General features: G+C 69.1%; 20 protein-coding genes and 1 tRNA gene. 11 read left to right on the forward strand and 10 right to left on the reverse strand.

All coding sequences use genetic code 11. The annotated features are described in order from the left end of the window. The first annotated feature begins 164 nt into the window (after positions 1 to 164). From htpX to AC060L_RS15780, 4 genes are all read left to right on the forward strand, one after another. On the forward strand, positions 165 to 1,025 hold the full coding sequence (gene htpX, locus AC060L_RS15765; protein ID WP_483799370.1) for a zinc metalloprotease HtpX: 861 nt from the start codon (positions 165 to 167) through the stop codon (positions 1,023 to 1,025). A 56-nt stretch (positions 1,026 to 1,081) separates the two neighbouring features. Next, positions 1,082 to 1,378, forward strand: a complete 297-nt coding sequence (locus AC060L_RS15770) for a YciI family protein (protein ID WP_483799371.1) — start codon at positions 1,082 to 1,084, stop codon at positions 1,376 to 1,378. 276 nt (positions 1,379 to 1,654) lie between these two features. Beyond that, positions 1,655 to 3,202, forward strand: coding sequence for a CehA/McbA family metallohydrolase (locus AC060L_RS15775; RefSeq protein WP_483799523.1), 1,548 nt, complete (start codon positions 1,655 to 1,657; stop codon positions 3,200 to 3,202). Between the two features lie 68 nt (positions 3,203 to 3,270). Continuing rightward, on the forward strand, positions 3,271 to 3,672 hold the full coding sequence (locus AC060L_RS15780) for a YccF domain-containing protein (RefSeq protein ID WP_483799372.1): 402 nt from the start codon (positions 3,271 to 3,273) through the stop codon (positions 3,670 to 3,672). 7 nt (positions 3,673 to 3,679) lie between these two features. On the opposite strand, the gene AC060L_RS15785 is transcribed toward AC060L_RS15780, so the two are convergent. Then, entirely contained in the window at positions 3,680 to 4,129 is a 450-nt protein-coding gene (locus AC060L_RS15785; protein ID WP_483799524.1) for a nuclear transport factor 2 family protein, read from the reverse strand. Positions 4,130 to 4,260: 131 nt separating this feature from the next. Between AC060L_RS15785 and AC060L_RS15790 the strand changes: the two genes are divergently transcribed. Further along, positions 4,261 to 5,250, forward strand: coding sequence for a GlxA family transcriptional regulator (locus AC060L_RS15790; RefSeq protein WP_483799373.1), 990 nt, complete (start codon positions 4,261 to 4,263; stop codon positions 5,248 to 5,250). A gap of 14 nt (positions 5,251 to 5,264) precedes the next feature. Here AC060L_RS15790 and AC060L_RS15795 read toward each other — a convergent pair whose 3' ends face one another. From AC060L_RS15795 to AC060L_RS15810, 4 genes are all read right to left on the reverse strand, one after another. Beyond that, a complete protein-coding gene (locus tag AC060L_RS15795) occupies positions 5,265 to 6,266 on the reverse strand; it encodes an NADP-dependent oxidoreductase (protein WP_483799374.1) in 1,002 nt (333 codons plus the stop codon). 162 nt (positions 6,267 to 6,428) lie between these two features. Further along, the gene (mug, locus tag AC060L_RS15800; RefSeq protein WP_483799375.1) at positions 6,429 to 6,980 is read right to left on the reverse strand and encodes a G/U mismatch-specific DNA glycosylase; all 552 of its coding nucleotides are present in this window, start codon (positions 6,978 to 6,980) and stop codon (positions 6,429 to 6,431) included. A gap of 113 nt (positions 6,981 to 7,093) precedes the next feature. After that, on the reverse strand, positions 7,094 to 8,464 hold the full coding sequence (locus AC060L_RS15805; protein WP_483799376.1) for a phosphatase PAP2 family protein: 1,371 nt from the start codon (positions 8,462 to 8,464) through the stop codon (positions 7,094 to 7,096). A 320-nt stretch (positions 8,465 to 8,784) separates the two neighbouring features. Next, positions 8,785 to 9,273, reverse strand: a complete 489-nt coding sequence (locus AC060L_RS15810; protein ID WP_483799377.1) for a YajQ family cyclic di-GMP-binding protein — start codon at positions 9,271 to 9,273, stop codon at positions 8,785 to 8,787. A 194-nt stretch (positions 9,274 to 9,467) separates the two neighbouring features. Here AC060L_RS15810 and AC060L_RS15815 point away from each other — a divergent pair. Continuing rightward, positions 9,468 to 9,548 (forward strand) — tRNA-Tyr (locus AC060L_RS15815). 439 nt (positions 9,549 to 9,987) lie between these two features. On the opposite strand, the gene AC060L_RS15820 is transcribed toward AC060L_RS15815, so the two are convergent. The 4 genes from AC060L_RS15820 to AC060L_RS15835 all read right to left on the reverse strand — a co-directional run bounded on the left by AC060L_RS15820 (position 9,988) and on the right by AC060L_RS15835 (position 13,529). Continuing rightward, positions 9,988 to 10,161, reverse strand: a complete 174-nt coding sequence (locus AC060L_RS15820) for a hypothetical protein (protein WP_483799378.1) — start codon at positions 10,159 to 10,161, stop codon at positions 9,988 to 9,990. Between the two features lie 148 nt (positions 10,162 to 10,309). Further along, positions 10,310 to 10,465, reverse strand: a complete 156-nt coding sequence (locus tag AC060L_RS15825; protein WP_483799379.1) for a hypothetical protein — start codon at positions 10,463 to 10,465, stop codon at positions 10,310 to 10,312. Positions 10,466 to 10,803: 338 nt separating this feature from the next. Beyond that, positions 10,804 to 11,070, reverse strand: coding sequence for a hypothetical protein (locus tag AC060L_RS15830; protein WP_483799380.1), 267 nt, complete (start codon positions 11,068 to 11,070; stop codon positions 10,804 to 10,806). Positions 11,071 to 12,050: 980 nt separating this feature from the next. After that, positions 12,051 to 13,529: an RNA-directed DNA polymerase gene (locus AC060L_RS15835; RefSeq protein WP_483799381.1), complete on the reverse strand. Its 1,479-nt coding sequence runs from the start codon at positions 13,527 to 13,529 to the stop codon at positions 12,051 to 12,053. A gap of 860 nt (positions 13,530 to 14,389) precedes the next feature. Here AC060L_RS15835 and AC060L_RS15840 point away from each other — a divergent pair. Continuing rightward, complete coding sequence (locus AC060L_RS15840) at positions 14,390 to 14,668, forward strand: hypothetical protein (RefSeq protein ID WP_483799382.1); 279 nt, start codon at positions 14,390 to 14,392, stop codon at positions 14,666 to 14,668. A 135-nt stretch (positions 14,669 to 14,803) separates the two neighbouring features. Next, complete coding sequence (locus AC060L_RS15845; RefSeq protein WP_483799383.1) at positions 14,804 to 15,343, forward strand: universal stress protein; 540 nt, start codon at positions 14,804 to 14,806, stop codon at positions 15,341 to 15,343. Positions 15,344 to 15,383: 40 nt separating this feature from the next. On the opposite strand, the gene AC060L_RS15850 is transcribed toward AC060L_RS15845, so the two are convergent. Then, complete coding sequence (locus AC060L_RS15850; protein WP_483799384.1) at positions 15,384 to 15,842, reverse strand: hypothetical protein; 459 nt, start codon at positions 15,840 to 15,842, stop codon at positions 15,384 to 15,386. Positions 15,843 to 16,031: 189 nt separating this feature from the next. Between AC060L_RS15850 and AC060L_RS15855 the strand changes: the two genes are divergently transcribed. The 3 genes from AC060L_RS15855 (at position 16,032) to kdpF (ending at position 20,516) form a co-directional block, all read left to right on the forward strand. Next, positions 16,032 to 17,891 carry an APC family permease gene (locus tag AC060L_RS15855; RefSeq protein ID WP_483799385.1) on the forward strand — a complete coding sequence of 620 codons (1,860 nt, stop codon included), beginning with the start codon at positions 16,032 to 16,034 and terminating at the stop codon, positions 17,889 to 17,891. 162 nt (positions 17,892 to 18,053) lie between these two features. After that, positions 18,054 to 20,030: an APC family permease gene (locus AC060L_RS15860; RefSeq protein ID WP_483799525.1), complete on the forward strand. Its 1,977-nt coding sequence runs from the start codon at positions 18,054 to 18,056 to the stop codon at positions 20,028 to 20,030. Between the two features lie 396 nt (positions 20,031 to 20,426). Next, positions 20,427 to 20,516, forward strand: coding sequence for a K(+)-transporting ATPase subunit F (gene kdpF / locus AC060L_RS15865; RefSeq protein WP_483799386.1), 90 nt, complete (start codon positions 20,427 to 20,429; stop codon positions 20,514 to 20,516). Position 20,517 lies beyond the last annotated feature (1 nt).

The following is a 20,517-nucleotide window of genomic DNA, read 5'->3' on the forward strand; positions in this document are numbered from 1 at the left end:
CGCATCGACTCCTGAACCGACTTCCGGGTCGGCCGGGGCCGTGCCGAGCTGCGACAGTGCCGCCGACGTGGGAAGAAGGGAACCCGGGCCCGTGGTTTCTCCGTTGACCAAGCAACAGGGGACGTGAACAGAGGGCTTCCCACCGCACCACTTGGAGGGCTTCCGTGCACCGCCAGCACAACGGACTGAGGACGGCTGTCCTCCTCGGCGGCCTGTCGGCGCTGATCCTGGTGATCGGTAGCTTCTTCGGCCGCACCGGTTTGCTGATCGGTCTGCTGGTGGCCCTCGGTACCAACGGCTACGCGTACTGGAACAGCGACAAGCTCGCCCTGCGCGCGATGCGGGCCCGCCCGGTCAGCGAGATCGAGGCGCCGGGGCTCTACCGGATCGTCCGCGAGCTCTCCACCTCGGCCCGCCAGCCGATGCCCCGGCTCTACATCTCCCCGACCGAGGCCCCGAACGCCTTCGCCACCGGCCGCAACCCGCGCAACGCCGCCGTCTGCTGCACCGACGGCATCCTGCGGCTGCTGGACGAGCGCGAGCTGCGCGGGGTGATCGGCCATGAGCTGAGCCATGTCTACAACCGAGACATCCTGATCTCGTCGGTGGCCGGAGCGCTGGCCTCGGTGATCATGTTCCTGGTGAATTTCGCCTGGCTGATCCCGTTCGGCCGCGACGAGGACGACAACGGACCCGGGCTCTTCGGTGCTCTCGCCATCATGATCCTGGGCCCGCTCGCCGCCTCGCTCATCCAGCTGGCCGTCAGCCGCTCCCGCGAGTACCAGGCGGACGCCGACGGCGCGCGGATCACCGGGGATCCGCTCGCCCTCGCGAGTGCGCTGCGCAAGCTCGCGGTCGGGACCCAGCGGCTGCCGCTGCCGCCCGAGCCACAGCTGCAGACGGCCAGCCACATGATGATCGCCAGCCCGTTCCGCGCCGGTGAGGCGGGCACCCGGCTCTTCTCGACGCACCCGCCGATGGGCGAGCGGATCGCGCGGCTGGAGCAGATGGCCGGGCGACGGTAGCCGTCCTGAACCCTGTCCCGCCGTACCCCTGTTTCCGCCTACCTCCGGAGAACGACGTGTTCGTGGTGACGCTCACCTACACCGCCCCGCTGACCGAGATCGACGAGCTGGTGCCCGAGCACCGGCTCTGGCTGGAGAAGTACTACGCGGCGGGCGCCTTCCTGGCCTCCGGCCGCCAGGAGCCGCGCACCGGTGGCGTGATCCTGGCGCGGGCCGACAGCCGGGCGGCGCTGGAGGCGATACTGGCAGAGGACCCGTTCGGCCGGGCCGGCGTCGCGACGTACCAGGTGACGGAGTTCCTGCCGACCATGACGGCGCCGGAGCTGGCCTCGATCGCGGTGCCGTCCGCGTAGCTTCCGTCTGGCCGTCCGTCCGATCGACTGTCCGGCTGACCGGATCGTGATCGTTCGGATGCGGCGGGTACTGCTCACCCCGCGGTCCCGCCGCAGTCGTGTGCGGCACGCCCGGGGTTAACCGGCGGGGGAAGGGTCAGCTCCGACGGGCCGCCGAGGGCCGGCCCGCGCGAGCCTGGAGGACCCGCCGTGTGCGCCAACGAGAGCTGCCTGCACCACGACCCGGTTGACCCAGCCGACCCAGCCGACCCTGCCGCTCCGGCCGATCCCGCGGGCCTGGACCGCCGCCGGCTGCTTCAGGCCGGGCTCGCGGCCGGGGCGGTGGGTGCGCTGACGCTCGGGCCGATCTCCTTCGCCGCGGCGGCGGCCCCGGCCGCGGGCTCCGGGCCGTCCACCAGCACCCGGACGATCACCGGGCACCTGGACACCGGCGTCGCCGACTTCGTCTACCTGCCGGTCGAAGTCCCGCACGGCGTCCAGCAGATCGACGTCTCGTACAGCTACGACAAACCCACCGTGCCGGCCGGCACCGCAGGCAACTCCTGCGACATCGGCGTCTTCGACGAGCGCGGCACCGACCTCGGCGGGCCGGGGTTCCGGGGCTGGTCCGGCGGGTTCCGCACCGAGTTCACGATCAGCCGCGGCGCGGCCACCCCCGGCTACCTGCCCGGACCGGTCAACCCGGGCACCTGGCACGTGGTGCTGGGGCCGTACCAGGTCGCGCCGCAGGGCCTGGACTACCAGGTCCAGGTGACGCTGACGTTCGGCGACCCCGGGCCGGCCTTCACCCCCGCCTATCCGCCCGAGCGCGCCAAGGGCCGTGGCCGGGCCTGGTACCGCGGCGACTGCCACCTGCACACCGTCTACTCGGACGGCCGCCGGCTCCCCACCGAGGTGGCCGCCGGCGCCCGGGCGGCCGGTCTCGACTTCATGGTCTCCACCGATCACAACACCTCCGCCTCGCACGGGATCTGGGGGCCGCTGGCCGGGCCCGACCTGCTGATCATCACCGGCGAGGAGGTCACCACCCGCAACGGTCACTGGCTCGCGCTCGGCCTGCCGCCCGGCGACTGGATCGACTGGCGCTACCGGTCCCGGGACGACGCGTACCCCCGCTTCGCGCGCCAGGTCCAGGCCGCCGGTGGCCTGGTGGTGCCCGCGCACCCGTACTGCCCGTACGTCGCCTGCCAGTGGAAGTACGGCTACCAGGGCGCCGACGCGGTCGAGGTGTGGAACGGCCCCTGGACGTACGACGACGAGTCCGCCGTCGACGCCTGGGACTCGCACCTCGCCGAGCAACTGCGCGCCGGCCGCTCCTGGCTGCCCGCGATGGGCAACAGCGACGCGCACAGTGCGCCGCAGGTCATCGGCCTGCCGCACAACGTGGTGCTGGCCGACGACCTGACCCGCGACCGGATCCTCGCCGCGCTCCGGAGCGGCCGCAGCTGGCTGGCCGAATCCGCCACCGTCCAGCTCGACTTCACCGCCACCGGGCACGGCCGCCAGGCCGGCATCGGCGAACGGCTGACGCTGCCGGCCGACGCCCCGGTCGACGTGCGGCTGGTCGCCTCCGGCGTCCCGAACGGCACCGTCCGTTTCCTCACCGACGAGGGCCAGCTGCACCAGGAGTCACTCGGCGCGGACGGCACCGGCACCGTCGTCTGGCGCACCACCGCCTCGCTCGCCACCTACGTGCGCGCGGAGCTCCGCCACCCGCTCGCCGACGGCACCCCGGGCAAGGGCAACACCATGGGCCCGGTGCTGCCGTGGGGACCGATGGCGGCCCTCACCAACCCGATCCTGCTGACGGCGGAGGATGACTGACGGCTTCCTGGTGCTCACCGTGCGCGCATCTGGGTGCTGCCGGGCGTGCTGCGTGCCAGGCTGGGAGCATGAAGGCGATCAACTTTGTGCTCAACATCATCTGGCTGATCCTGTGCGGCATCTGGATGGCCCTCGGCTATGTCGTGGCGGGCATCATCTGCTGCATTCTCATCATCACGATCCCCTTTGGTATCGCCTCGTTCCGTATCGCCGCCTATGTCCTGTGGCCATTCGGGCGGACCACGGTGGAGCGGCCGGACGCCGGGGCGGCGTCCTGCATCGGCAACGTGATCTGGCTGGTGTTCGCGGGCTGGTGGCTGGCACTGGCGCACGTCGCCACGAGCATCGCGCTCGCGGTGACGATCATCGGGATCCCGTTCGCCTGGGCGAACCTGAAGATGATCCCGATCTCGCTGGTGCCGCTGGGGCGGGAGATCGTGTCGACCGAGGACCGGTTTGCCGGCTGGTGATCGACTGTCAGGCCGTCGGGTGGCGGCCCGTCAGGCGGCGGTCTGTCAGGCGGCGGTCCGCCGGGTCGATCGCCAGGTCGTTGATGCTCGCGTACCGGCGGCGCATCAGGCCGTTGTCGGCGAACTCCCACTGCTCGTTGCCGTAGCTGCGCCACCACCGGCCGGCTGTGTCGTGCCACTCGTACTCGAAGCGGACCGAGATCCGGTTGCCGGTGTGGGACCAGAGTTCCTTGCGCAGGCGGTAGTCGAGCTCCCGCTCCCACTTGGTGCGCAGGAAGGCGACGATCTCGGCACGGCCGTGCAGGAAGGTGTCGCGGTTACGCCATTCGGAGTCCTCGGTGTAGGCGAGGGCGACGCGTTCGGGGTCGCGGGAGTTCCAGGCGTCCTCGGCCGCCTGCACCTTCTGGCGGGCGGTGGCCTCGGTGAACGGGGGGAGGGGCGGGCGGGTGTCGGTCATCTCGGTCATCTCGGTCGTCTCGGTCGTCTCGGTCATGCCTCGACACTCGCAGCCGGTGGTGCGGCGGCGCCATGTCCTCCAGGACGTCCGGCCCACGGATTCGGCCATCGTGCCGGACTACCATCGGCGGCATGACCACCCGACTCCCACCGGCGCCCCGGCACCCACCCGTGCCCCGGCACCCGCGGATCGCCGTGCTCGCGTTCGACGGCGTGCGGCTGCTGGACGTCGCCGCGCCGTTGGAGGTGTTCGACACCGCCGGCGGCTACGAGGTGGTGCTCTGCTCGCCGGACGGCGCACCGGTCACCGCCGCGACCGGGACCGGCCTGGCGGTGGCGGCCGCCGCGCACGAGGTCGACGCGGACACCGTGGTGGTGCCCGGCGGGCCTGCCCTGCCGACCGGACCGCTGCCGGCCGGGCTGGTCGCGGCCACGACCGCGCTCGCCGCCGGGGCCCGCCGGGTGGCCTCGGTCTGCACCGGCGCGTTCGTGCTCGCCGAGGCCGGGCTGCTGGACGGGCGCCGGGCCGCCACGCACTGGCGGTACGCGGCCGCGTTGAGCAGCCGCTACCCGGGCACCAGCGTCGAACCGGACGCGATCTACGTGCGCGACGGCCGTCTGCTGACCTCGGCCGGCGTGACGGCCGGGATCGACCTCGCGCTCGCGCTGGTCGAGGAGGACCGCGGCTCGCGGGTCGCCCGCGAGGTGGCCCGTGACCTGGTGGTCTTCATGCAACGGCCGGGCGGGCAGTCGCAGTTCTCGGTGCCCGCCCGCACTCCGCGGCCCCGGCACGACGCGCTGCGGGCGGCCGTCGAGGCCGTCGCGGCGGATCCGGGCGGCGACCACTCGGCGGCCGCACTTGCCGCCCGGGCCGGATTGAGCGTCCGTCAACTCTCCCGGCTGTTCCGCGAGCAGCTCGGTAGTACGCCCGCCGGCTACGTCGAGGAGGTGCGGCTGGAGGCGGCCCGCGCGCTGCTGGAGCAGGGGGAGTCGGTGGCCGGAGCGGCCCGCCGCTCGGGGATCGGCAGCGACGAGACGCTGCGCCGGGTGTTCCTGCGCCGGCTCGGCGTGCCGCCGTCGGCGTACGCGGCGCGGTTCAGGGGCGGCAGGGACGGCCGGTAAGCCGGCTGGTGTTCCTAGACCTCGCCGACCTGGACGATCATCTTGCCGGTGTTCGCGCCGTCCAGCATGCCGAGGAAGGCGTCGACCACGTTCTCGATGCCGGTCACCACGGTCTCGTGCGCCACCAGCTCACCGGACCGCAGCCGCGGGACCAGGAAGTCCTCCAACTCGCCCTGCAGCGCCCGGTGGTTGCGGACCAGGAAGCCCTCCAGCCGCAGGCTCTTGCCGACCACGTCGTAGAGGTTGCGCGGGGCAGCCGGCGGCTCGGTGCTGCTGTACTGGCCGACCGCGCCGCACCAGGCGATCCGGCCGTGCTCGCGCAGCACCTCGATCGCGCCTTCGAGGTGGCTGCCGCCGACGTTGTCGAAGTAGGTGTCGATGCCCGTGGGGGCGGCCTGGCGCAGCAGCGTGCCGACCGGGCCGTCGTGGTAGTCGAACGCGGCGTCGAAGCCGAGCGTCTCGGTGAGGTGCTTCACCTTGGCGGCGGAGCCGGCGCTGCCGATGATCCGGCCGGCGCCGAGCAGCCGGGCGATCTGGCCGACCGCGGTGCCGACGCCGCCGGCGGCCGCCGAGACGAAGAGCGTCTCGCCCGGCTGGAGCCGCAGCACCCGGGTCAGGCCGACGTACGCGGTCAGCCCGGTGCCGCCGAGCAGGCTCAGGTAGGTGCTGAGCGGCACGCCCTCGGCCGGGCGGAGCAGCCGGGCCTCGTCGGCCCGGACCACGGCGTGGGTGCGCCAGGCCTGCCGGTGGAAGACCAGGTCGCCGACGGCCAGGCCGGGCGCCTGCGATTCGACGACCCGGCCGATCGCGCGGCCTTCCAGCGGTGCGTTCAGCTCCCAGCCGTCCTCGTCCATCGCCTCGCGCATGTAGGGATCGACGGAGAGGTAGACGTTCTCGACGAGCGCGCTGCCGGGGGTCAGCGGGGCCAGGGTGTCGGCGACGAAGGCGAAGTTGTCGGCGGTCGGACGGCCGAACGGGCGGGACACCTGGTGGACGGCGACGGGCAGGCGCGTCATGGCGGAGCTCCTTGCGGCGGGGTGCGGCGGGGGCGGGGCGGGGGTGGGGCGGGGAACTACCTCACCGTAGGAGCGCGCTGGAGGCGGTGGCAGGGGGCCGCGTCGATGGATGAGTCGTTTCCATGAATCCCCCTCATGGAAACGACTCATCGGGTGGGCGCCCTACTCCACGGCCTCGCGCAGCACCCGGAACTCCGCCGCCAGGCCGTCCAGGGTGTAGTGCGCGTTGAGCCCGCTCGGGTTCGGCAGCACCCAGACCTCGGTCGTGCCGAGCGGGTCCGGCTGCCGTCCGATCACGGTGCGCGGTCGCCCGAAGGCCGTCCGGTACGCGCCGATGCCGAGCACCGCGAGGACTCGTGGCCGCAGCGCCGTGACCCGTTCGACCAGCGCTGCGCCGCCCGCCCTCAGCTCCTCCTTGGTCAGCTCGTCCGCCTTGGCGGTCGCTCGGGCCACCACGTTCGTGATGCCGAGGCCGAGGCCGAGCAGCTCGCCCTGCTCGTGCGGCGCGAGCTGGCGTGGGGTGAAGCCGGAGCGGTGCAGGGCCGGCCAGAACCGGTTGCCCGGGCGGGCGAAGTGGTGGCCGGTGGCCCCGGACCAGAGCCCGGGATTGATCCCGCAGAAGAGCACCCGGAGGCCGGGCGCGCTGATGTCCGGGATCGTCGTGTCATGGGCTGCGGCGAGCTGCTCGGCGTTGGGCCGGAAGGGTGTCTGCACCGGGCCAGTCTGCCGCGTGTGCCGTACTACGACTTGCGCCTGACGACTGATGCCTGACGACTGATGCCTGACACCGCGGGCGGTGTCAGGCATCAGTCGTCGGATGACGTTCGTCAGTGGCGGGCCGGTTCGCGTTCGGCCTGCTGCTTCGCCGGGCGCGCCGTCTTCGTGCGGACGGCCTTCGTGTGGGCGTTCTTCGCGCGGGTCGCGGTGGCCCCCGCCGGCTTGGTGCGTGCCGTCGTGGTGCGGGTGGCGCGGGTGGTGTGGCCGACCTGCGCCACCGCCGCGACGGGCACGGGTTCGGTCGCGGTCACCGCCTCGGCGGCCTTGGCCCGTTCGGCCTTCGCGCGCTCCCGTCGTGCCTTGCGCCGGTCCAGCAGCCGGCCCAGACCGAGCACGACCACCGCCGCGTACAGCCAGCCCATCAGCACGTCGATCACGTAGTGCTCCGCGCCGTACACCAGCGTGAAGGCCATGGCGAGCGGATACAGCACGAGCAGCACCCGCAGCTTGCGGCCGGCGGTCGGCCAGAAGAAGAGCGCGAGCAGCATCGGGTAGGCGGCGTGCAGCGAGGGCATCGCGGCCACGTCGTTGTCGAAGCGGCTGCCGTTCATGAAGAGCGAGCCGGCCCGGGGCAGGCCGCTCTGCGTCAGCACGTCGGAGACTATCCGGGTGACCTGCGGGATGTGCCCGTTCACGCCGGTCAGCCACGGCGGGTCGGCCGGGTAGAGCACGTAGGTCGCGAAGCCCGCGAAGGTGAGCGCCAGGTAGAGCGCCACCAGCCGGGTGAAACGGTCGTGCCGGCGCTTCCAGAGGGCCGCCATCACCAGGAAGACCGCGAAGAAGTGCGACATGTAGACGACGGTGCAGGCGTAGTCGTACCAGTGCGGATGGCCGGGCGTGTACAGCAGGTGCTGCAGCCGCACGGTCCAGACCTGGCCGAAGCCGACCGTCCGGTCGAAGGCCACCTGTGGCGCCCAGTGCACCGCCCACGGGGTGTGCGCGCCGTAGCCGCGCAGCAGCGAGTAGACGTAGATGGCGCCCATCACCGGCACCCAGTCGCGCAGCACCCGCAGCCAGCCGAACCGGTTGCCGCTGTGCACGGCGGCCGCGCTCAGCGCGCCCATCAGCCAGCAGAAGACCACGTCGTTCTGGTACGGCAGGCCGTTGACGTCGATGTAGTGCCAGAGCGAGAGGAAGTAGACCGGCCAGGCGAGCAGCCGTAGGTACCGTGCACGCGCGCGCAGGACGTTGAGTCCGTTCATGAGCTGCCGGACCCTCCCGGCCGCGGGGGCGGCCTCTACGGCCCCGGCCTCCTCGTCGGTACGGGCGATCGCGCTTGAGTCGTCCGGCGGGTTCGCGCCGTCTGAGCGCTCCGCGCCGTCCGAGTGGCCCTTGCGGCGCGGACCGTCCGGTGTCGTCCGGGTCGGTTCCGCACCGGTCGCGCCGGCGGCGGGGCGTGCGGGGTGGAGCAGGCTGGTCACCGGTGGCGTCCCCTTCACGAAGTCAGGTGGGGCGAGCCGGGTCAACGTAGTGCGCCACTTTTAAGAATTACTGAGCCCGACTGCGCGCCTGCCAACTCCAGGCTGCCCCAAGGTCGGCTCCGAGTCGTGCCGAGCGCGCTGATACCGGCTTTGCGCCGTCCGCAGGCGCACATCAAACTCTCAGGAAACTTCCGCCGCAGCAAGACCTCCGACAGCCTCCGGAAGCACAACCAGAGCCTTCCCCCGTATGCACCGCGAGGGGCGCCGCAAGCGCGGCGCCCCTCGACGAACCGAGCCCGCCCGGTCTCCCGGGCGCCGGCTCAGCGGTAGTTGACGAACTGGACGGCGAAGTCCAGGTCCTTGCCCTTGATCAGCGCCTGGATGGTCTGGAGGTCGTCGCGGCTCTTGGACGAGACCCGCAGCTCCTCGCCCTGGATCTGGGCCTTCACGCCCTTGGGGCCCTCATCGCGGATGATCTTGGAGATCTTCTTGGCGTTCTCCTGCGAGATGCCCTCGGTGATCGTCGCGAAGATCTTGTACTCCTTGCCGGACAGCTGCGGCTCGCCCGCGTCCAGCGCCTTCAGCGAGATCTTCCGCGCGATCAGCTTGCTCTGGAACACATCGAGGATGGCCTTGACCCGCTCCTCGCCGTTGGCCTTCATCTCGATCTTCTCGCCCGACCGGGCGATGGAGGCCCCGACGTTCTTGAAGTCGTAGCGGTTGTCGATCTCGCGGGAGGTCTGGTTGATCGCGTTGTCGACCTCCTGCATCTCGACCTTCGAGACGATGTCGAAACTGGAGTCGGCCATCTGTGGTGGTCTCCTTGGGGTTCTCGGCAGCACAGGCCCCGCCGGTGCGGGGCGGTAACGCCCCCAGCCTATCCAGCCACGCCGCGCGACGGCTTCTTGATCATCACGTGACCAATCGAGTGGCGGAGCACCCCCAGTCATCAGGTAAGGTTTACCCAGTCGAACGGGGCAAGGCCCCGCAAGACAACAATCCTGGCTGGTTGCCCGAGCGGCCAAAGGGAGCAGACTGTAAATCTGTCGCGCAAGCTACGCAGGTTCGAACCCTGCACCAGCCACAGGATAGAGAACGGCCCCTGATCTGCGGAAACGCTGATCAGGGGCCGTTCTGTTGCGCCCGCGGGTGGGGTGGGTGAGGTGGGCTGTTCGCCCGGCTTGTCGCACTCCGGCCCGCCCGGATCCCGGCCCCGACCAGCGCGTACGGACCAGCCACGGACCAGGGTCTGCCCGCCCCTCGTCCGGTGGGGGTGCCGGCGTGCGGCGGTTCAACCGCTTCGTGGCCCGGCCGGCGGGATCCTGGCCCACGCCACGCCACACCACGCCGTCGCGCTTCTGCGGGAGGGTGCGGAACAGCCGGCCGTCGGCCGCGACGCCGTACGTGTCGATGCGCTCGCGCAGCATCGCGACCACCTCGGGCAGGATCGACCAGGGCACCGGGGCCGACCTCCTCCTCGATCTCTGGCGGCTGCCACTGCACCAGTTGCATCGGATCTGCAGTCAGTAGATACTGCTCCACCGCATATCCGAAGATCCGGTGAAGGATCCGCGCTTACGAAGTACAGCCAAGGGCGTCACCTTCTTGCCGTCGAGCATGCGGCGCACCATCTTCGGCTCCTCGAACGCCGCAACCGGAACCGAGTTCTCCGCGACCCAGGCGAGCGCCTTGGTCACCTCTAGCATGGGTTCCTTCGTCCACTGATGGACCTTGAATCCAAGCTGTACAGCGCTCAGCGGACCAGCCGCCGGTCCGGCATCCCGCCCTCGGATGTTGCAGGGGTGCCGCCCGCCGTTTCTTTTCATAGTTTTGACCTTGCTGGCGTCAGGTGATCTGCTGCTCCTTGCGCAGCTCGGAGAGCGCCCGGCCCCGGTCGCAGTCGAACAGCTCCCCCGGGCGAGCGGCGACGACGAGCTCGGCCTTACGGCCGTCAGCCTGGGTCTTGGTCAACTCCCGGCCGGCGACCGCCCAGCGGAGCATGCAGGGCTTGCGCCGGTTGGGACGGTGACGGTGCCCCCAGAGTTGTACTTGGCGATGCGTCAGTGGTCTTTCGGGAGAGGCACTGCCCCTCGGCATGGACACCTGCGACGTCACCCATCCCGGTACGCCGTCAGCAACAGTGATCGCGACCCGGCTGACCGAGGAGCAGGTCGAGTACCTGGTGCTGGCCGACTCCACGCTCGTCCTCGAAACCGCCGACGGCCGCAACTCCGGTACCCGTCACCAACGACCGCGAGGCGCAGGTCGGGCGGGTCCTTCGCCGGCCCAAGGATGCTGAGGCCACGGGCACCCCCCGCGCACCGTGCTCCCCACCGCGCCTACGTCGAAGCCTGCGCGGCCACCGCAACCGACCCGGCGGATTCTGGCGCCGCCCTTGAAGCCATCACCGGCAGCATCCCCCGCACCGATCTCACGGGCTTCACGCTCTTCAGCGACGTCGCCTGGTCGACCGTTTCGCCCTGGCCGACTGGTCCCAGGCCCTCCAGCTCGTCTGCCACCAGGGCCCCGCCGAACTGATCCGCCAGGTCCGCATTGCCGAACACGACGACGCCGACGGCAAGTGCTGGCCCCGCGGCAAGGCCCACGACGACACCGCCGTCGCTTCCGTCACCCTGTAGCCGCGCCAGCTCGCAACGCTCCCGGACGCACTGCCGAATTCAGCTGTACTAGCTCAAGAACGCGCGCCCTGCGCGCGCCGCTGCCCCACCGCCCGGCGGCCGACGCCGGGCATGCGGGCTGGCGCCCGGTCCCGGCGCGACCGCCAGAACAGGGCAGCGCGATGGCTGGGGCCGGCGGCTCCACGGTTTTACCCACCAGCCACGACTGAGCCCCGCGCCGACCAAGACCGGGAGGCCAATCCGCCAAACTGCGGTCAGGCCCAAAAGTCCTGACCGAGCCGCAGCAGCTTACGGCCCCCGATCATGCCCGGCCCCAGACCAGACAGCACACCGGCCAAAACCGCTCCACCACCTGCGCGGCATCGTGTGCGCCGCGACATGACTGGCGGCGATTAGTCGAGATATAGCCACCTGCGATGTGTCGGCTAATCGCTGTTCCTACCTGCGGCTGGATCCTGATGAGAAGTAACTCCGGCTTCAATCCGCTTTGAGGCGCGCCGAAATAGGCGGTTGGGTACCGGTTCATCCTTGGCGACGATAGAGTCTCGGGTCCGACTCAAGGCTCGCACGGATTCCTCCAATTGATCGGCGGATCGCGAGGAGCCAAACGCAGCCTCAAGGCGGGCATTGTGCCTCAGAATGGTGTACTGTCGTGCCGATTCTCGATATGATCCCGCCAGCTTTCCGGACCCAATAAAGGCGGCTGTGGCGGCTACCGCTCCAGACGCCGCAGAGAGCGCGCCACCGAATTTGACTGAGTAAATTGCCGAGGCGATTCCAGAGATGGCCGAAACTAGTGCCGGGAAAAATACGATGAACCTCCCCCAGAAATCCGCTGACTTTGCTGCTTCGAAGTATGCTTGGGCGCTATAGGTGGCGTCGGATTCCAGCCTTTTGAGTGCGCCTATAAGATCGGCTTCGGGGTTACCGCTAGTCAATTTAACGCCTCACACAATCGGTATCATTGGTTCGCTTTTCAGGTACTCTGCGGTCACTCCGAGAAGTCCATCCTTGCTGGAGAGGTGCTGAAAGATTCTTTTGGGGAAGTAGCCAGACTCGTACATTCCAACCATTAGGGCCCTCTGCATGGATTCGGTCGGCTCATTCTCGAATCTGTGCTTCATGAGCATTCCGCTGGATAGGCTGCCCGATCGTGCGATGTATCGCACGGCAAACTCCCGAGGGAGGCTGCCTCTGTTTTTATCCTCCAGAATTTCCCATGATGCGTCCAGAATGCTTGGGTCGAGCATCTTGTGTTTAAGTGCCATTCGAATTACCTGAAACTGCAAGTAGGGGTAAGGCCGTATTGCCCCGCTGCGGACCAGCTGGGCAAGGTGCTGCCTAATTTCACCCCCTCTTGAACCCACAAATCGTGCAATGTATGAAAATAGGTCCTTGGCTAGGTGTGGAAATTCTGGGGAGTTTTCCAGTGCCCAGGAGAGGGCGTAGTCGTCCCCCAGCTGCTTAAGCCTATTGATCGAGAATCGGAGGTCCCGTGCGGATGGCTCCTCCTGGGCGATGACTTTTTCAAAGTAAGAACGCACTGATGCTGGGGTACCTGGGTTGCCAACCAGGATCCCATACTGAATTGCATCCTTCTCGGCATCTTCGAAGAAATCTTTAGCCTCAGCCGGCGTCATTATGCTGGTTTTTTGTGAGGCCATGGTAAGCCTGCGTGATCGCAGGACATCATTTATTTGCAGTATTGCGTCGCGGAGCGCGAAGAAGTCTGGGCCGAATAGGTACATGTCGTCAGAGTATCGAAAGCTCTTGATTCCGCGTCGTCGCAGGAGCTCGTCGACAGGCAGTAGGTAGAGATTCGCCAGAACTCCGGAGGCATCAGACCCTTGAGGGACTCCCCAGGCGCTGTGGAAAGACTGGAATGAATCAAGGTAGCTGCCGAGCATTTGCACCCACTGGGTCTCCCCGGATGCCGCCTCGAGATCGTCCATCAACGTCTCAAGGTGCATGCTGTCATAGAATGAGGTGACGTCTGTTCGGGCCACGAAATGTCCGGGATTTCGAGCTAGGTGACGCGATGCCAGCTTCTGCATTCTTAGCCACATTTTAATAGGGCTTTTAAATGAGAAGCTGTTGCGACTCCATCGATAGCTATGGACTGATTCGAAAATCTGCGAGTCGACAGTCCTCGCGAGTCTGAAAACGAGGGCCTCGTACAGAAGGCGATCCCTGGTGGAGAAGCGAACGAGGGGGCGAACTGAGATTTTATCCTTGGGGAGGTCCACTATCTCGATGTTCTTAATTCGCGTGTCTCCTGCTTGCAGATCGGCGAGGAGGGAGTTGTATAGGGTCGGCCAAAAGTTGCGAAGATCGTCCAGTCCAATTACATCCGGAAGTTCTTCGCTGAATCGGCCGCGATAGTGGTGCCGCCACGTGAAATCAAGAACCCTCGGGATGCTTAGCACTCGACCTCTTGCAAGCCGGGCGAACCGCAGGTCGGCGCGCGGGATTAAGAGTCACCTTTTAATCGAAGAAGGATACACGCAAGGCCCTGTGCTGCCTAGCAAGCTGAGCGAAAGTGGGTCCTCTTTGAGACGATTCGAGAGGGCCAAGTTACTATGGGAGTCAGTCCGCCTTGGCCAGGTTCGGGCGTAAGTGCCTGGCTGAGGCCGCTGTGGATGGGGCGTGGTGAGGCTCACGCAGGCAAAGGAAGACGGCCGAGTCGGTCTGCAGCAGTGGCACATCCCGTCTGCTGGGTAACGCAGGAGGCTATTAACGCCTCAGGCTGCCTGTGGCCCGGAGGTGAGGGTGCGCCCCAGTGGCTAGTGGCGAGGCTCGGAGCTGACCGTTGCCTAGGCTGGGAGGCTGGCGGGTGGCCTTAGCGGCCGCCCAACTCATTAGTTCGCATCTAGGGATGTGCCCTATGCCGCGGGTGCGGGGGTGGTGCGGCCAAGCATGATCCGGACCAGTGACGGACCATGGCTGACGGATTGATGACTGTTGGCACGTCAGAGGTGGTGCGCGCGACGGACTGTAAATCTGTCGCGCAAGATGCGCAGGTTCGAACCTTGCACCAGTCACAAGATAGGGAAGGGCCCTGATCAGCGGAAATGCTGATCAGGGCCTTCTTAGTGTGGTGCTGGTGGGGTCGGTGGGGGCTTCGTGCGCGCGGGTGGGGTGGCGGTGGTGTCTGTTGGGGTGGTGAGGGTGTCCGGGGGTGGGCGGTTGGCAGGTGGGGGTGGAGTGAAGGTCTTTGTTGGGTCTTCACGTAGTGGAGGGGGTGGGAGGGTTCCGTGATGGGTGGTCGGTGGCCTACCATCCCGGGATGCACAGAGGGAGCGTTCTCGCGGCATTTGCGAACGGGCAGAAGATCACCGGGTGGCAGTTGCTCGGGCCGTTTGTGATGGGGGTGGTCTGTGCGCTCGTGGGGCTGGCTGTGCTTGTTGACTTCCGTGGGGTGTCGAGCCGGTTTGTGGAGGGGGTCCGCGATCAGCGGTTCCAGCGCGTCATGAACAAGGTGGTGGGTGCTGCGTTCGTGGGGGTTGGGGGGCTGTTCGCGGTGCTGTCTGTGGTGCAGGGGGTTGGGGAGATGGTCGGTCGCTAGTCCTGGCCTGTCAGGGGAGCGTTCGGATGGCTGTCGGGGGCGTCAGGGAGGCGTCAACGGGGGCGTCGTCGTGCGGCTGATCCCGCTTTGCTGGAGGCCGACCGGTCCGGTGAGGCAGGGAGAGGGAAGAACGTCATGGTGCAGCAGCGGGTCGTCGTCGGGGTGAGTGGGTCGCTCGGCAGTCTGGCCGCGCTGCACCGGGGGGTCGAGGAGGCCCGGCGGGTCGGGGGTGAGCTGGTGGCGGTGTTGGTCTGGACGCCGCCGGGGGGTGAGCAGAGTTTTCGGCTGGCGCCCGGTCCGCAGCTGCTCGAGGCCTGTCGGGATGCGGCGGTCGAGCGGCTGCGGGTTGCGATCGGGGAGGCCTTTCCGACGGGTGATCCCGGGGTGCCGCTGCGCTGTCTGGCGGTGCGGGGTGAGCCTGGGGCCGGGCTGGTCGGGGTGGCCGATGGGCCGCAGGATCTGCTGGTGGTCGGGGCCGGCGGGGGGCGTCGGCTGGGCCGACTTCTGCGGCCGGCGGTGACGCCGTACTGCGTCCGGCGGGCGAGTTGCCCGGTGCTGGCGGTGCCGCGCCCGGCGATGCAGCGGGAGCTGGCGGCACTTGAACGCAGGGGTGGTCGGCGGTTGTCGCTGCCTGTGTTGCCGGTGCGGGCAGCGGCTTGGCGGGCGTTGAGGTAGTCAGATTGTGTGTTGTACAGGGAAAGTGTGAAGTGGTGAGTTAGTCGGTGATCACCACGGTGACGGTGTAGGTGCGCTGATCCGGTGCGCAGGGCTTCGCTTCGCCGCATGAGGTCCGGCTCGCGGTCAGCTGGGCGGTGCCGGCCCGCTCGGCCTTGAAGGAGCCGACCGAGACGTCGTTGCAGCCGGTGCCCGGGTGGCAGGCCGCAGGGCTGGCGGAGGGCAGCAGCGGCCGGGAGAACGGCTGCGGGCTGAGCAGCTGCGGGTCGGAGCTGGTGATCGTGGACCAGTACGGCCCGGCCAGCGTGACCCAGAGCCGAGCGCCGACGGTGACCCGCATGGTTGTCCCGTTGGCGCTCGCGTCCAGCTGGACGAACCCGTCGGAGGGTGACACCGCAATGGACGGCGGGCCCGGCGTGACCTTGTCGGCGCACCCGGCCAGGGTCAGCCCGAGGGTCGTCACTGCCACGCCGGTGACGAGAAGCTTCCGGATGTCCATCGGTGTCCACCTTCACTGCTCGGGGGTGCGTGTCGATGAGACGCAGCCGACCGCCGTTCGGATCCGTCGGAGCGACGTCAATGGATCGTCAGGGAAGGTCGGGCAGGCGTATGGAACGCGTATAGGGGACTGAAGCGGGGCGGTCGCGCGGAGACGATTTCAGACGCAACCGAGCGCGGAGGAATTCCGATGTCGCACACCCCTGAGGCCGTCACGGCCGAGGCCCCCGTCGAGCCCCCCGATACCGGGCGGCCCGGCCCGGGCGCCGAGCGCGACAAGCTCTCCGCGCTGGGCGGAGTGGCGGCGCTCTCGCTCGACGCGATGGCCTCGGTCGCCTACGGTCCCGAGTCGATCGTGCTGGTCCTCGCCGCGGTCGGCGCCCACGGGCTCGGCTTCACGCTGCCGGTCACCATCGCGATCGCGGTGCTGCTCGCCGTGCTCACCGCCTCGTACCGCCAGGTGATCGCCGCGTTCCCGGACGGCGGCGGGTCCTACGCGGTCGCCAAGACCCACCTGGGCCGCCGCACCGCGCTCACCGCCGCGGCCTCGCTGGTGATCGACTACATCCTCAACGTCGCGGTCTCGGTGACCGCCGGGGTTGCGGCGCTGACCTCGGCCTTCCCGGGGCTCTACGCCGACCGGGTCTGGCTCTGCCTGGGCGTGCTGGCCCTGGTCACCGCGGTCAACCTGCGCGGCATAGCCGAGTCGGCCCGCTGGTTCATGGCGCCGACGGCGGTCTTCGTGCTCGCGATCATGGCGATCATCGTGATCGGCCTGTTCCGCTCGGCCCCGGCCAGCACCGCGGCGGCCGCCGGCCACGCGTCCGCGCTGGCCGGCAACGCGGGCAGCGTCGGCGCGCTGCTGCTGCTGAAGGCCTTCGCCTCCGGCTGCTCGGCGCTGACCGGCGTCGAGGCGGTGGCCAACGCCGTTCCGTCGTTCCGCACGCCGCGGGTCAAGCGGGCCCAGCACACCGAGGTCGCACTCGGCGCGGTGCTCGGCGTGATGCTGATCGGGCTGGCCGTGCTGATCGGCAAGTTCCACCTCCAGCCGGTCGAGGGCGTCACGGTGCTCGCCCAGCTCGCGGACGCCTCGCTCGGCCACGGCTTCGGCTTCTACCTGGTGCAGTTCGCCACCGTGGTGCTGCTGGCGCTGGCCGCCAACACCTCGTTCGGCGGCCTGCCGGTGCTGATGCGGCTGCTGGCCCGCGACAACCACCTGCCGCACGTCTTCGCGCTGCGCGCCGACCACCAGGTGCACCGGCACGGCGTGCTCTTCCTTGCGGTCGTCTCGGCCGGCCTGCTGGTCGCCTCGGGCGGGGACGTGAACGCGCTGGTGCCGCTCTTCTCGATCGGCGTCTTCGTCGGCTTCACGATCTGTCAGGTCGGCATGGTCCGGCACTGGCTGCGCTCGCGCTGCGCCGGCTGGCGCGGCAAGGCGGCGCTGAACGGCTTCGGCGCGCTGCTGACGGGCGTGGCGACCCTGGTGGTGACCGGCACCAAGTTCACCGAGGGCGCCTGGGGCATCGTGCTCGCGCTGCCGCTGCTGGTGCTGCTCTTCGAGCTGGTGCACCGGGCGTACGGGCGGATCGGCAGCTGCCTGGAGCTCGGCCGGATCCCCGGGCCGCTCACCCGGCAGCGCTCGCTGGTGGTCGTCCCGGTGCACTCGATCACCCGGATGACCCGCGAGGCACTCTCCGCGGCGCTCTCGCTCGGCGACGAGGTGCTCGCGGTGACCGTCGTCCACACCGAGCCGGACGCCGAGGACCGGCAGGCCGCCGACGCGCTGCGCCGGGACTGGGAGCTGTGGAACCCGGGCGTGCCGCTGATCGAGGTGCGGGACGCGCACCGCAGGCTGGGCCGTCCGCTGGTCGGCTTCGTGAACGAGCTCGGGACGGAGCACGCGTACGACCGGGTCACCGTGCTGATCGCGGAGGTCGAGCCGGTGCACGTGTGGCAGCGGGCGCTGCAGAACCAGCGCGGCGTGCTGATCGACCGGGCGCTGCGCCGCGGCACCGACGCGGTGGTCTGCCGGCTGCGGCTGCGGATGTGACGGAAAGTCGGATGAAGGTGGCTCGGCTGATGGCGGGTCGGCTGACGGCCCATCGGCGGTAGCCCCCGCGAGTCGCCGACGGCCGCAACGCACGGGGCGCATACGCTCCCAAATGTGTTCAATGTGCCCGCAGCGCTCAAGCGACTCGTGATCGGCAAGGCCATGCGCAGCGAGGAGCTCGGGGAAACCCTGCTCCCCAAGCGCCTGGCCCTGCCGATCTTCGCCTCCGACCCGCTCTCCTCGGTCGCGTACGCCACCGAGGAGATCCTGCTGGTGCTCACGATCGGCGGCACCGCGTTCCTCTACCTCACCCCGTGGGTCGCGGCCGGTGTGGTCGCGCTGATGGCGGTCGTCGTGACGTCCTACCGCCAGGTGGTGCACGCCTACCCGGACGGCGGCGGCTCGTACGAGGTGGTGACCCAGAACCTGGGCGGCCGGCCCGGACTCGTGGTCGCGGCCGCGCTGCTGGTGGACTACGTGATGACCGTCGCGGTCTCGGTGGCCTCCGGCGTGGACAACTTCATCTCGGCGTTCCCCGGTCTCAACGGCGTCCGGGTCCCGCTCGCGGTCGGCTGCGTGGCGCTGCTGGCCGCGGTGAACCTGCGCGGCGTGCGGGAGTCCGGCAAGGCCTTCGCCGCGCCGACGTACCTGTTCATCTTCAGCATCATGCTGATGGTGATCACCGGGCTGGTCCGGATGGCCCTCGGCCACACGCCGATGGCCTCCAGCGCGAAGTACCCGATCACGCCGATCGGCGACAACGGCACGCTGACCGGGATCGCGCTGGTGTTCCTGGCGCTGAAGGCGTTCGCCTCCGGCTGCACCGCGCTCACCGGGGTCGAGGCGATCTCCAACGGCGTGCCGGCGTTCCGCCCGCCGAAGTCGAAGAACGCGGCGACCACCATGGCGGCGATGGGCATCACGGCCGTGGTGATGTTCGTCGGCATCACCGTGCTGGCCCTGACCACCAAGGTGCACAAGACCGCCGACACCTGCCAGCTGGTCGGCTACCCCGGCGACTGCCACACCGCCGCCCAACCGACCGTGATCGCGCAGCTGGCCTCCGCGATCTTCGGCGGCGACCACACCTTCCTCTTCTACCTGGTCCAGTTCTCCACCGCGCTGGTCCTGGTACTGGCCGCCAACACCGCGTTCAACGGGTTCCCGCTGCTCGGCTCGATCCTGGCCCAGCACCGCTACCTGCCCCGGCAGCTGCACACCCGTGGCGACCGGCTGGCCTTCTCCAACGGGATCATCGCGCTGGCGGTGGTCAACATCCTGTTGCTGTGGGCCTACAAGGCGAGCGTCAACAGCCTGATCCACCTGTACATCCTGGGCGTCTTCACGTCCTTCACGCTCTCCCAGATCGGCATGGTCCGGCACTGGAACGAGGTGCTGAGCACCGAGAGCGACCCGGCGGTGCGCAACGCGGCCAAGCGCTCCCGGGTGATCAACGGCTTCGGCTCGGGGGTCACCGCGCTGGTGCTGGTGATCGTGATGGCGACGAAGTTCCTCGAGGGCGCCTGGCTCGCGGTGGTCGCGGCGATCGTGCTCTTCCTGATGATGCGCGGGATCCGGCGGCACTACGACTCGGTGGCCGAGGAACTGGCGGTGGACGATCCGCACGGGGAGTCGGTCCGGCCGTCCAAGGTGCACGCCATCGTGCTCGTCGCCACGATCCACAAGCCGACGCTGCGGGCGCTCGGCTACGCGCAGGCGTTCCGGCCGGACACGCTGGAGGCGCTCACCGTCGCGGTGGAGAAGGAGGATACGGTCGAACTCCAGCGGCGCTGGGCCGAGTTCGACATCCACGTGCCGCTCAAGGTGCTGGACTCGCCGTACCGGGAGATCACCAAGCCGGTGGTCGCGTACGTGCGCTCGCGCAAGTTCGACAACCCGCGGGACGTGATCGCGGTCTTCATCCCGGAGTACGTGGTCGGGCACTGGTGGGAGCACCTGCTGCACAACCAGTCGGCGCTCTGGCTGAAGAGCCGGCTGCTCTTCACTCCCGGCGTGATGGTGATCAGCGTGCCGTGGCAGCTGAGCTCGGCGCCGCGGGCCGACCACCCCGCCCGCCGGGCGCCCGGTTCGGTGCGGCGCGGCGAGCCGTCCGGCGGGCGGGAGAAGATCGGCGCGTAGACGGGAGCGGAGTCGCACACAGAGTCGGCGTCAAGGGCCCGGACGGAATTCACCGTCCGGGCCCTCGCCCGTCCGCCCCGGTGTCACGGGGGCGCTAAGACGCGCCGCGATCCCAGCGTTATCAGCCCGTAGTCGGGCCGTGCTCACCCGTATGGACCACGTCAACATGCGCAGGGGCCCCGTATGGAGGCCGTCAAGAAGAGCCGGCGGCCGCCGAACACCCGGTTTGCTACTGGAGCCGGCCTGCCGCCGGCGTCGTGACGCGTCCACGGATTGCGGATTGCCACGGCAGGTCCTGACCACCTTGGTGGAGCTCATGCTCGATCTCGTCTTCGTAGCGATCACAGTCGCTGTCTTCGCCGTGCTCGCCCTCATCGCGCGGGGGGTGGAGAAGCTGTGAGCGTCGAAAACCTCGCAGGTCTCATCGTCGCCGTTGTCCTCGTTGGCTACCTCGTGGTGGCGTTGATCTTCCCGGAGAAGTTCTGAC

The sequence above is a fragment of the Kitasatospora sp. NEAU-69 genome (assembly GCF_057158765.1).

Excerpts from the sequence above, each read along its gene's own strand:
- AC060L_RS15780 (WP_483799372.1), top strand. The coding sequence starts at position 3,271 with ATGAAGGCGATCAACTTTGTGCTCAACATCATCTGGCTGATCCTGTGC.
- AC060L_RS15785 (WP_483799524.1), bottom strand. The coding sequence starts at position 4,129 with ATGACCGACACCCGCCCGCCCCTCCCCCCGTTCACCGAGGCCACCGCC.
- AC060L_RS15790 (WP_483799373.1), top strand. The coding sequence starts at position 4,261 with ATGACCACCCGACTCCCACCGGCGCCCCGGCACCCACCCGTGCCCCGG.
- AC060L_RS15795 (WP_483799374.1), bottom strand. The coding sequence starts at position 6,266 with ATGACGCGCCTGCCCGTCGCCGTCCACCAGGTGTCCCGCCCGTTCGGC.
- AC060L_RS15810 (WP_483799377.1), bottom strand. The coding sequence starts at position 9,273 with ATGGCCGACTCCAGTTTCGACATCGTCTCGAAGGTCGAGATGCAGGAG.
- AC060L_RS15825 (WP_483799379.1), bottom strand. The coding sequence starts at position 10,465 with ATGCTCCGCTGGGCGGTCGCCGGCCGGGAGTTGACCAAGACCCAGGCT.
- AC060L_RS15840 (WP_483799382.1), top strand. The coding sequence starts at position 14,390 with ATGCACAGAGGGAGCGTTCTCGCGGCATTTGCGAACGGGCAGAAGATC.
- AC060L_RS15845 (WP_483799383.1), top strand. The coding sequence starts at position 14,804 with ATGGTGCAGCAGCGGGTCGTCGTCGGGGTGAGTGGGTCGCTCGGCAGT.
- AC060L_RS15850 (WP_483799384.1), bottom strand. The coding sequence starts at position 15,842 with ATGGACATCCGGAAGCTTCTCGTCACCGGCGTGGCAGTGACGACCCTC.
- AC060L_RS15855 (WP_483799385.1), top strand. The coding sequence starts at position 16,032 with ATGTCGCACACCCCTGAGGCCGTCACGGCCGAGGCCCCCGTCGAGCCC.
- AC060L_RS15860 (WP_483799525.1), top strand. The coding sequence starts at position 18,054 with ATGCGCAGCGAGGAGCTCGGGGAAACCCTGCTCCCCAAGCGCCTGGCC.